Source organism: Kitasatospora sp. NPDC057198, from assembly GCF_042670125.1.
GTDB lineage: Bacteria > Actinomycetota > Actinomycetes > Streptomycetales > Streptomycetaceae > Kitasatospora.
On sequence record NZ_JBHUWH010000287.1, the window covers coordinates 1 to 10,340 of the forward strand.

Annotated in this window: 10 protein-coding genes and 1 other RNA gene; 5 read left to right on the top strand and 6 right to left on the bottom strand. The window is 74.4% G+C overall.

Features of this window, described 5'->3' with window-relative positions:
• Positions 1–82: 82 nt before the first annotated feature.
• On the bottom strand, positions 83–640 hold the full coding sequence (locus ACFUEL_RS26815; RefSeq protein WP_380239328.1) for a heme-binding protein: 558 nt from the start codon (positions 638–640) through the stop codon (positions 83–85).
• 298 nt (positions 641–938) lie between these two features.
• Between ACFUEL_RS26815 and ACFUEL_RS26820 the strand changes: the two genes are divergently transcribed.
• The 5 genes from ACFUEL_RS26820 to ACFUEL_RS26840 all read left to right on the top strand — a co-directional run bounded on the left by ACFUEL_RS26820 (position 939) and on the right by ACFUEL_RS26840 (position 6,425).
• A complete protein-coding gene (locus ACFUEL_RS26820; RefSeq protein ID WP_380239337.1) occupies positions 939–2,174 on the top strand; it encodes a sensor histidine kinase in 1,236 nt (411 codons plus the stop codon).
• A 37-nt stretch (positions 2,175–2,211) separates the two neighbouring features.
• Positions 2,212–2,841: a response regulator gene (locus ACFUEL_RS26825; protein ID WP_380239329.1), complete on the top strand. Its 630-nt coding sequence runs from the start codon at positions 2,212–2,214 to the stop codon at positions 2,839–2,841.
• 305 nt (positions 2,842–3,146) lie between these two features.
• Positions 3,147–4,058 carry a carbohydrate ABC transporter permease gene (locus ACFUEL_RS26830; protein WP_380239330.1) on the top strand — a complete coding sequence of 304 codons (912 nt, stop codon included), beginning with the start codon at positions 3,147–3,149 and terminating at the stop codon, positions 4,056–4,058.
• Positions 4,055–4,957 carry a carbohydrate ABC transporter permease gene (locus tag ACFUEL_RS26835; protein ID WP_380239331.1) on the top strand — a complete coding sequence of 301 codons (903 nt, stop codon included), beginning with the start codon at positions 4,055–4,057 and terminating at the stop codon, positions 4,955–4,957. Before ACFUEL_RS26830 ends, ACFUEL_RS26835 begins: the two co-directional genes overlap by 4 nt.
• Positions 4,958–5,036: 79 nt before the next feature.
• A complete protein-coding gene (locus ACFUEL_RS26840) occupies positions 5,037–6,425 on the top strand; it encodes an ABC transporter substrate-binding protein (protein ID WP_380239332.1) in 1,389 nt (462 codons plus the stop codon).
• A gap of 87 nt (positions 6,426–6,512) precedes the next feature.
• On the opposite strand, the gene rnpB is transcribed toward ACFUEL_RS26840, so the two are convergent.
• The 5 genes from rnpB to ACFUEL_RS26865 all read right to left on the bottom strand — a co-directional run.
• An RNA gene (gene rnpB, locus ACFUEL_RS26845) (RNase P RNA component class A) lies at positions 6,513–6,913 on the bottom strand.
• Between the two features lie 54 nt (positions 6,914–6,967).
• Complete coding sequence (locus tag ACFUEL_RS26850; protein ID WP_380239333.1) at positions 6,968–7,246, bottom strand: hypothetical protein; 279 nt, start codon at positions 7,244–7,246, stop codon at positions 6,968–6,970.
• 48 nt (positions 7,247–7,294) lie between these two features.
• A complete protein-coding gene (locus ACFUEL_RS26855; protein ID WP_380239334.1) occupies positions 7,295–8,545 on the bottom strand; it encodes an ABC transporter permease in 1,251 nt (416 codons plus the stop codon).
• A complete protein-coding gene (locus ACFUEL_RS26860; RefSeq protein ID WP_380239335.1) occupies positions 8,542–9,336 on the bottom strand; it encodes an ABC transporter ATP-binding protein in 795 nt (264 codons plus the stop codon). The genes ACFUEL_RS26855 and ACFUEL_RS26860 overlap by 4 nt, the downstream gene beginning before the upstream one ends.
• A partial coding sequence (locus ACFUEL_RS26865; RefSeq protein WP_380239336.1) for a peptidoglycan-binding protein occupies positions 9,333–10,340 on the bottom strand: 1,008 nt, incomplete at its 5' end. The genes ACFUEL_RS26865 and ACFUEL_RS26860, both read right to left, overlap by 4 nt.

Genomic DNA, 10,340 nt, shown 5'->3' on the forward strand with positions numbered 1-10,340 from the left:
GCCCGCTCCAGCGCTGGAGCGGGCCCGCGGGGCCGTGCGCCGCCGGGCCTCGGGGGCGGCCGGCCGCGTCACCCGCGGTGGGTCACTTGTCGAGGGCGGCCACCCCGGCCTGGGCGAACTGCTCGTCCTGGTCCCCGCTGGGGGCGCCGGCCACGCCGATGCCGGCGATCGGGGCGCCCTTGGCCTGGACCGGGGCGCCGCCGCCCAGGAACAGGGTGCCGGGGATGTCCTTCAGGTTCGGGGCCTGGGCGAGCCGCTTGGCCAGCTCGGAGGTCGTGGCGTTCCAGGACACCGCGGTGTACGCCTTGCGCTCGGCGGACTCGAAGGACTGCGGGCCGGCGCCGTCGCCGCGCAGCTCGACGATCACGTTGCCGTTGCGGTCGACGACGGCGACGGAGATCTTCTGGTTGGCCTTGGCGGCGGCGTCCAGGCTGGCCCGGGCGGCCTTGGTGGCGGCCTCGACGGTCAGGTGGGTGGACTGGAAGGTGTCCTTGTTCTGGACGTCGGAGTTGACCGCGGTGGCGGGGGCCGCGTTCGGGGTCTCGGCGTTGGCGGAGACGGCACCGACGACGCCGGCTCCGACCACGGCGGCCGCGACGGCACCGGTGGCGACGCGGGTGCGGGTGCTCAGCTTCTTCATTCTCGGCTCCTGTGCGAGTCGGGGGTGTGGGTTCGGCGCCGGATCCCTGTGCGCTCCGGCCTCGCACTCCATGTTTCGCCCCGGCACCCCCTCTCCGGATCGGCGGACCGGCTCGCTCCGCGGAGCATGATGGACGACATCCGTGTCAACCGATCGGTGGATGTGCGGGCGGCCGGCCCGGTCCACCATCGCTATGACGGGCGTGACGCAGCGTGATCCCCGGTGATCGGGCGTCACCCCCGTCGGCCCGCCGGGAGACCGGCGGGAGACCGGTCGGAACGCGAAGGAGGCCGCCGTGATGCGTCAACCCCTGTCCCGGGCCATCGACCCGGACGCGGGCTGGCTCACCGTCGTGATGCGGTTGGCCTTCCTGCTGCTGCTCGGCACCTCGCTGGCCCGGTACCTCACCCACCACCTGTCCAGCCCGCTGGCGCCGTGGGTGGTCGGGCTGAGCCTGGCGCTGGCCGTGGGCCACCTGTCGGGGCTGTCCGAGCGGCGCCCGGCCTGGCTGACGGCGGTGCTGGCGAGCTGGGCGGTGCTGGTGCTGATGGCGCCGAGCTTCGCCTGGTGCGCCGTCCCGCTGGTGTACACGGTGCTCCGGGCGCTGCCGCCGCGGGCCGCGATCCCGCTGGTGACGGCGCTGACGGTGCTGGTGGTGGTGTCCGAGCTGCGGCTGCCGGGCGGCTTCGACCCGACGATGCTGCTGCTGCCCCCGGCCGTCGCCGCGCTGGCCACCGCGGTGTTCCTGTACATGCAGCGGCAGGGCGCCCGGCAGCGGAAGCTGATCGTCGACCTGATCCGCGCCCGGCGGGAGCTGGCCGCGGTGGAGCGCAGACAGGGCGCGCTGGCCGAGCGGGAGCGGCTGTCGGTCGAGATCCACGACACGCTGGCCCAGGGCCTGTCCAGCCAGCGGATGCTGCTCCAGGCCGCGGAGCGGACGTGGCAGCGGGATCCGGCGGCGGCCCTGGGCCACGTCCGGACGGCCGCCTCGATCGCCGCGCGGAACCTCGCGGAGGCCCGCCGCTTCGTCCACGACCTCGCCCCGGCCGACCTCGCGGAGCAGGGCACGCTGGAGGCCGCCCTGGCGGCGCTGGCCGACCGGGAGGCCGCGGAGAGCGGCCTGGCGGTCCGCTTCCACCTGGACGGCGCGCCGGTGCCGATGCCGGCCGCCGCGCAGTCCGCCCTGCTGCGGATCGCCCAGGGCGCGCTGGCCAACACCAGGGAGCACGCTCGGGCCGGGCACGCCTCGATCACCCTGTCCTACCTGGGCGACCAGGCCGTGCTGGACGTCGCGGACGACGGCCGCGGCTTCACCCCGGGCCGCCCCGGCCGGGGCGAGCGCGCCGAGCGGTCGGCCGCCGGGAGCCGCGGGCACGGGCTCCCGGCGATGCGGGCCCGGCTGCGCCAGCTCGGCGGCACGCTGACCATCGAGTCCGCCCCGGGCGAGGGCACGGTGGTCTCCGCGGCCGTCCCGCTGGGCCCCGCCGAACCGGCACCGCCGGCGTACCGGCACCGCGGCGCCCCCGGCCGGTAGCGTCGGCCGCCGACCGCACCACGAGAGGAACGGCCCCATGAACGACACCGTCCGGCTGGTCGTCTGCGACGACCACGCCATGGTCCGGGCCGGGCTGCTGGCCCTGCTGTCCAGCGATCCGGCGATCGAGGTGGTCGGCGAGGCCAGCACCGGGGAGGAGGCCGTCTCGCTGGCCGCCGCCCTGCGGCCGGACGTGGTCCTGATGGACCTCCAGCTCGGCGGGGGGATCGACGGGGTGGAGGCCACCCGGCGGATCCTCGCCGGGCCGGGCGAGAGCCACGTCCTGGTGCTGACCACCTTCGACACCGACACCGACATCAGCCGGGCGATCAACGCGGGCGCGACCGGCTACCTGCTGAAGGCCGAGAGGCCGGAGGAGCTGTTCGCCGCGATCCGCGCCGCGGCGGCGGGCCGGCCCGCGCTGTCCCCGCCGGTCGCCTCCCGGGTGATGGCCCAGATGCGCTCCCCGCTCCCCCAGCTCACCGACCGCGAGCAGGACATCCTCGACCAACTGGGCCAGGGGCTCGGCAACAGGGAGATCGCCCGGGCGCTGTTCATCAGCGAGGCGACGGTGAAGACCCACCTCGGCCGGATCTACGCCAAGCTCGGCGTGGACACCCGCTCCGGCGCGGTGGCCATCGCCAAGGAGCGCCGCCTGCTGCGCTGAGCCCCCGGCCGCACCCGTTCCTTGACAACAGAACAGCCCCGACCAGCGGAACGGCCCCGACCGGGAACAGCTTCGGAGACCGCCCATCCGTCCGCAACGGGCGTCCTCCGTACCGGACCTGACGAACGATCGGTCTCCGGGAGGTGCAGAAGGGGCGGGAGCGGGGTAGCCACACGAGGCTCTCCACTCCTGACGCGAACGCGTAAGAAAGGCGCCACCCTTCGCTCACCTCCCCCTCGCCGGTCCGTCGTCCGGGCGCGACACGGTGTGGCCGGAACCGACGTCACGAAAGGCGGACGCGCACCATGCCGACCGCTCCACCCCCTCCGGCGCGCCCGCGCCGCCTCGGGGAGCACGGGCTCGCCTGGGCCTTCCTGCTCCCCTCGGTCGTCGTCTTCGCCCTGTTCACCGCCTATCCGCTCGGGCGCACCCTGTACCTCAGCACGCACGCCAACGACCTGTTCGGCGCGCCCTCGCGGTACGTCGGCGCGAAGCACTACGCCGACCTGCTGGCGTCCGCCGAGTTCCGCGACACCCTGCTCACCACCGCCCTGTTCGTGCTGCTCACCGTCGTCCCCGGGGTGCTCGGGGCGCTGGCGGTGGTGCTGCTGCTGGAGGCCCGGATCCGCGGCGCGCGGCTGCTGCGCTCGGCCTTCGCCCTGCCGTTCGCCTTCTCGGTGGCCAGCGCCTCGGTGGTCTTCTCGGTCTTCTACAACCCGGCCAGCGGGGTGCTGAACGGGCTGCTCTCCCAGTTCCACCTGGGCCCGGTCGGCTGGCTCACCGACTCGCGGTACGCGCTGCTCTCGGTCGCCGCCTCCACGGTCTGGATGAACCTCGGCTACAACGTGCTGGTGCTGTCCGCGGGCATCGGCTCGATCCCCGACGAGATCACCGAGGCCGCCCGGCTGGACGGCGCCTCCGGGCTGCGGCTGGCCCGCTCGATCACCGTACCGCTGCTCGGCCCCAGCCTGTTCTTCCTGGTCGTGGTCTCCACCGTGAACGCGCTGCAGGGCTTCGGCCAGATCCACGTGCTCACCCGGGGCGGCCCGGACGGCTCGACCCGCACCCTGGTCTACTCCGTCTACCAGAAGGCGTTCGCCTACGGCTCCAGCGACTTCGGCACCGCCAGCGCCCAGGCCGTGGTGCTGCTGGTGGTCGTCCTGGCCTGCACCGCCGTCCAGTTCGGCGTCCTGGAGCGGAAGGTGCACTACGCATGACGGCCGCCCCCGCACCCCCCGCCGCCACCCCGGCCGCCCCCGCCGCACCGCGGCGCACCGCCCGCCGCCCGCGCCCGGCCCCGCGCGGCGTGCTCGGCACCGCCGCGGTGTACCTGCTGCTGCTCGCGGCCGTGCTGACCGTGCTCTTCCCGGTCTACTACGTGTTCGCCGGCGCGTTCATGCGGCCGGAGGAGATCGCCGGCTACCCGCCCGCGCTGGTGCCGCACTCGCTCACCGGGCGGAACTTCGCCGGCGCCGTGCACGCGGTGCCGCTGGCCCGCCAGTACGCCAACTCGGTGCTGGTGGCGGGCCTGATCACCGCGGCGCAGCTGTTCACCTCGGTGCTGGCCGCGTACGCCTTCGTCTTCCTGCCGGTGCGGGCCCGCCGGGCGGTGTTCGGGGTGTTCCTGGCCACCCTGATGGTGCCCTGGGAGTCGGTGGTGATCCCCAACTACCTGACGCTGTCCGGCTGGGGGCTCGGCAACACCTACTTCGGGCTGGTGCTGCCGTTCCTGGCCTCGGCCTTCGGGACGTTCCTGCTGCGGCAGTCGTTCCGGCAGTTCCCGGCCGAACTGCGGGACGCCGCCCGGATCGACGGGGCGGGCCACTGGCGGTTCCTGTGGCGGATCCTGGTGCCGCTGAACCGGCCGGTGCTGGCGGCGCTCGGCGTCTACGTGTTCCTGTCCGCCTGGAACCAGTACTTCTGGCCGCTGATCATCACCCGCACCGCCGAGATGCAGACCCTGCAGATCGGCCTGTCCACGCTGCGCGACTCGGAGATGGCCGACCCGGGCCTGATCCTGGCGGGCGTGGTGCTCTCGTTGCTGCCCACGCTGGCGCTGGTGCTGTTCGGCCAGCGCTTCATCGTCCGCGGGCTGACCGCCGGCGCCGTCCGCTGACGCCGCGCACTCCCCGTTCCCCGTTCCCCGTTCCCCGCTCGACTCTCCGGCACCCACCCTCGTAGAAGAGAGAAGACCCGTGAAGAAGAGTGCCCGCGCGCTCGCCGCCCTGCTGGTGTCCGGCCTGGCCCTGACGGCCTGCAGTTCCGGCGGCGGCACCGGCGGCGGCTCCACCGACGGCGCCGCGCCCGCCGCCTCCGCCCTGGACCAGGCGTCCGGGGTGACCACCGTCGAGTTCTGGCACTCGATGACGGGCAAGAACGCCGAGGCGCTGACCGCCCTGGTCGACGCGTTCAACGCCGCGCACCGGGGGAAGATCGAGGTGAAGCCGGTCTTCCAGGGCAGCTACGACGACCTGGTCGCCAAGTACAAGGCGTCCGTGCAGCAGAAGGCCACCCCGGCGCTGGTGCAGGTCTACGACATCGGCACCCGCTTCATGATCGACTCCAGGCAGACCGTCCCGGCCCAGGCGTTCGCCGACCGGGACGGCTACTCGCTGGACGACCTGCAGCCCAACATCCGCAACTACTACTCGGTCGGCGGCAAGCTCGCCTCGATGCCGTTCAACTCCTCGGTGCCGCTGCTCTACCTGAACACCGACGCCTTCAAGGAGGCCGGCCTCGACCCGGCGCGGCCGCCCGCCACGCTGGCCGAACTCGGCGACCTGGCCAGGAAGCTGACCAAGAAGGACGGCAGCGGAGAGACCGTCAGGTACGGCTTCGGCGCGGCGGTCTACGGCTGGTTCGTCGAGGAGCTGCTGGCCGAGTCCGGCTCGCTCTACTGCGATGCCGACAACGGCCGCACCGGCAAGGCCGCCGAGGTGGCCTTCGACTCCGCCAAGGGCGCCGAGATCGTCCAGTGGTGGGCCGACCTGGTCAAGGGCGGCTACGCGGCCAACACCGGCCGGCAGACCACCGACGCCCAGGCCGCGTTCAAGGCCGGCACGGTGGCGATGCACCTGGAGTCCACCGGCGTGCTGCGCGGCTACACCGAGGCCGCGAAGTTCGCCGTCGGCACCGCCCCGTTCCCGAAGACCGCGGCCGGCGACCAGGGCGGCCCGGTCATCGGCGGCGCCTCGCTGTGGATCTCCGGCCCCGGCCACTCCGCCGCCCAGCAGCGGGCCGCCTGGGAGTTCGAGAAGTTCCTCGCCTCCCCCGAGCAGCAGGCCGCCTGGCACACCGGCACCGGCTACTTCCCGGTCAACACCAAGGCGCTGGCCGTCCCCGCCGACCAGGAGTGGGTGGCCAAGTACCCCCAGTTCAAGACCGCCGTCGACCAGATGGCCGCCACCAAGCCCACCCCGGCCACCGCGGGCTGCCTGCTCGGCGTGATGCCGCAGGCCCGCAAGGGCGTGGAGACCGCCATCGAGCAGACCGTCTCCGGCTCCAAGACCGCCCAGCAGGCGCTGGCCGACGCCGCGAAGGAGCTCCAGCCCGCCATCGACGCCTACAACTCCTCGGTCGGCTGACCGGAAGCACCCGCCCGCACGGCGAACGGCGAACGGCGAACGGCCCGACCGCTCGGCAGCGGTCGGGCCGTTCGAAACGGAGGCCGGCGGACGAGTCGGCCTGTACGCCGGGTTCTGTCTCCCGGGCCGCTCGCGCGGGCCGGGGAGGCGGCCATCCATCTAGGGCTGCCGTTGCCGACAGCCTCGTGCGGTCTACCCGCGAGCTCGGGCGAGCAGCCCTCGAACACCCGCGCACGGCGCCCGGGGGCGCCGATCTTGACCTTGCTCCGAGTGGGGTTTACCGAGCCGGCCGAGTCACCTCGGTCGCTGGTGGTCTCTTACACCACCGTTTCACCCTTACCCGCTGCCGAAGCGGCGGGCGGTCTGTTTTCTGTGGCACTGTCCCGCGGGTCACCCCGGGTGGGCGTTACCCACCACCCTGCTCTGTGGAGCCCGGACGTTCCTCGGCGGGCCCCGAAGGGACCCGACGCGACCGCCCGGCCGGCTCGTCCGCCGTACTGGTCATCGTAGCCGCTCGGCGGGAATGCTCCCGCACCGCCCGGTCAGGCCAGGTGTTCGCAGGCCGTGTACGCGGAGCGGTACTCGGGGGTGCGGGGATCGACGCCGGTCGCCGGGCCGAGCCGGTAGCCGCCGTAGACGTCCGGGTCGGGGAAGCGCGGCACGCCGTTCAGGCGCATGCAGGAGGCGTACAGGGCGGCCGCGGTGGTGGCGGCCGGGGCGGGTCGGGGCGCGGCGGCGCGGGGCGGGGTGGCGGAACAGCCCGCCAGGAGAAGGGCGGCGGCTACCGGCAGCAGGAGGGCGGTGCCGTGCTTGGTGGTCATGGGTGCGGGTTCCTCGGGCAATCGGTCTCGGGGACGGGGGGTGGGCGGTCATGCGGTTCGCAGCGCCTCGGTCGGGGACATCCGGGCCGCGCGGAGGGCCGGGAGCAGGCCCGCGACGGCGCCGATGGCGATCGAGGCGCCGAGCCCGCCGCCCCAGGCGAGGGCCGGGACCACCGCCTCCCAGTGCTTCACCCGGGCGTAGACAGCGGTGGCCAGCACGCCGATCCCCACCCCGGCGACGCCGCCCAGGGCGGAGAGCAGCACCGCCTCGGCGAGGAACTGGAGGCGGATGTTGCCCCTGGTCGCGCCGAGCGCCCGGCGCAGCCCGATCTCGGCCCGCCGTTCGAGCACCGAGATGACCATCGTGTTGGCGACGCCGATCCCGCCGACCAGCAGGGCCACCGCGCCCAGGCCGAGGAAGAGGCCGTTCAGCGCGGACTGCGCGGCGGCCCGGGCCTCCAGGGCGGCGGACGGGCGGCTGACCTGGACCTCGTTGGCGGCGGCCGGGTTGGCGGTCGCCGCCAGCACCCGCTGCACCTCGGCGACCCGGTCGGTGTCGGTCCGCACGTAGACGGTGGAGGGGTGGCCGTCGAAGTCCAGGTACTTCTTCGCGGCCTCGTAGCCGACCAGCACCGCGGCGTCCAACTCGGGGGTGAGCGGGGCCCGGTCGAGGATGCCGGCGACGTAGAACCACTGGCCGCCGACCCAGATCCGCGCCCCGGGGTGGACCTCGGGGAGGCCCAGCCGGAGGGCGGCGTCGTGGCCGAGCACGGCCACCGGTTCGGTGGCGGTGGCGGCGTTGAGGTAGCTGCCCTCGGCGACGGTGGTGCGCACCGCGGCCGGAAGGTCGAGGCTGGCGGCGTCGACGGTCAGCGAGTTGGTGTTGAGGCTGGGGACGTACGGGTTGCGGAAGGCGTGCGCGGTGGTCAGGCCGGTGCTCTGCACGGTCTGCACCGGGCCGATCCGGGCGATCATGTCCGGGGCTTCGAGCGGGAGTTCGGCGGTCCCGCCGCCCAGCTGCCGGCCGGGCGAGACGGTCAGCAGGTTGGTGCCGAGCCGGTCGATCCGGGCGAGCAGCCCGGCCTGCGAGGAGGCCGAGAGGCCGAGCACGGCGACCATCGCCGCGACCCCGATGGCGATGCCGAGGGCGGAGAGCGCGGCGCGCATCCGCCGGGTCCGCAGCCCGACGCTCGCGGTGCGGGCGACGTCGACCGGGTGCAGCCGGCCGGGCGCGGTGCTGGGCGTGCCGGTGGGTGCGGTGCCGGGCGTGCCGGTGGGCGCGCCGGTGGGTGCGGTCATCGCGGCGGCTCCCCGTCAGCGGTGCCGGGTGCGCCGGGTGCGCCGGGTGCGCCGGGTGCGCCGGGCGCACCGTCCACCCGGACGTCGGCGACGATCCGGCCGTCCAGCACCTCGATCCGGCGGGGCAGCCGGGCGGCCAGTTCGCGGTCGTGGGTGATCATGACGATGGTGCTGCCCTCCGCGTTCAGCTCCTGGAGCAGGGCGAAGACCGCGGCCCCGTTGACGCTGTCGAGGTTGCCGGTGGGCTCGTCGGCGAGCACGATCGCCGGGTTCCCGGCCAGCGCCCGCGCGATGGCCACCCGTTGGCGTTCGCCGCCGGAGAGCTGGGCGGGGCGGTGGCCGGCCCGGTGGGCGAGGCCGACGCGTTCCAGGGCGGCCGCGGCGGCCCTGGTCCGGGCCCGGTGCCGGGCGCCGGAGTAGAGCATGCCGTCGGCGACGTTCTCCAGCGCGGTGGCGTTCTGGGCCAGGAAGAACTGCTGGAAGACGAAGCCGATCCGGGTCGCCCGCAGCCCGGCCAGGGCCCGGTCCGACATGGTGGCGATGTCGTCGCCGACCACCCGGACCGTGCCGGAGGTGGGCCGGTCCAGGCTGCCCATCACCTGCAGCAGGGTGGACTTGCCCGAGCCGGACGGGCCGACGACGGCGATCAGTTCGCCGCGGCGGACGGTGAAGCTGGCCCGGTCCATCGCCAGCACGGGGGACGCCCCCGGGTAGACCTTGGTCACCTCCTCCAACTGGAGGACGGGTTCGCCGAACGGCCGGCGGACGGGTGCTGCCGTGCTGCTGCTCATGAGGACGGCACCACCACGTTCTGCCCGGCTTCCAGGCCGTCGCCGCTGACCTGCACCTTGCCCGCGCTGTCGTCGAACAGCCCGGTCCGCACCCCGACCAGCCGGTGCGCGCCGCCGCCGTCGACCACCTCGACCGCGTAGCCGCCCCCGGCGAGCGCCAGCAGGGCGTTCACCGGGACGGACAGCACGTCCTGCACGGTGTCGGAGACGATCGACACCCGGACCGGCGCCTGGTCCAACTGCCCGGTGGCCGCCGGGTCGTCGGGGGTGATCCGGACCTCGACGGTGGTCGCCGTGTCGGTCCTGGCCGCGACCTTCCCGACCTCGGCCACCGTGCCCGTGGTGGTCTTCCCGGTCGGCAGGGTGATCTCCACCCGGTTGCCGACGGCCACGCTGGACTGCCGGTTCGCGTTCAGCGCGACCGACACCTGGCGCTCCGTCGAGGACGCCTCGACCACCGGCCCCGGGCCGACGGCGCCACCGGGCACCACCGCGACCTTGGTGATCCGCAGCTCCTCGGCCTGTACGAACACCGCCTGCCCGAGCGGCAGGTCCCCGGTCTTCTCCAGCCCCGCCGCGCCCTGCAGTTCGCGCAGCGCGTTGTACGTCGCCCGGCCAAAGTAGTCGGACGCCGGGTCCAGCCGGCCCCCGTCCGTGTGGCCGAGCTCGGCCAGCGCGGCGTTCAACTGCCGGACGTCCACGCCCTGCATGCCCCAGGACAGCGTCCGGTAGACCGGCACGTAGGCGCCGTGCAGCAGGACGACCGGCTTGCCGTCGACCTCGTACAGCGCTTGGCCCTGCCGCACCACGTCGCCGACCGCGGGCAGCCGGGTGGCCGTCCCGTTGGCCCGGTTGACGATCTGGTAGCTGCCGGCGTAGCCGAGGGTGCCGTTCTCCTGGGTGCGGGCGGACAGCGCGCCCCTGGTCACCGGCGCCACCGCGGCCCGGACCTCGGCCCGGGCCGCCGGCGCCGCCGTCCGGCCGAACGGGTCGGTGACGGCCAC

Bases quoted from the DNA above. Each gene is read 5' to 3' on its own strand.
- ACFUEL_RS26815 (WP_380239328.1), bottom strand. From the start codon at position 640: ATGAAGAAGCTGAGCACCCGCACCCGCGTCGCCACCGGTGCCGTCGCG.
- ACFUEL_RS26860 (WP_380239335.1), bottom strand. From the start codon at position 9,336: ATGAGCAGCAGCACGGCAGCACCCGTCCGCCGGCCGTTCGGCGAACCC.
- ACFUEL_RS26825 (WP_380239329.1), top strand. From the start codon at position 2,212: ATGAACGACACCGTCCGGCTGGTCGTCTGCGACGACCACGCCATGGTC.
- ACFUEL_RS26820 (WP_380239337.1), top strand. From the start codon at position 939: ATGCGTCAACCCCTGTCCCGGGCCATCGACCCGGACGCGGGCTGGCTC.
- ACFUEL_RS26850 (WP_380239333.1), bottom strand. From the start codon at position 7,246: ATGACCACCAAGCACGGCACCGCCCTCCTGCTGCCGGTAGCCGCCGCC.
- ACFUEL_RS26835 (WP_380239331.1), top strand. From the start codon at position 4,055: ATGACGGCCGCCCCCGCACCCCCCGCCGCCACCCCGGCCGCCCCCGCC.
- ACFUEL_RS26855 (WP_380239334.1), bottom strand. From the start codon at position 8,545: ATGACCGCACCCACCGGCGCGCCCACCGGCACGCCCGGCACCGCACCC.
- ACFUEL_RS26830 (WP_380239330.1), top strand. From the start codon at position 3,147: ATGCCGACCGCTCCACCCCCTCCGGCGCGCCCGCGCCGCCTCGGGGAG.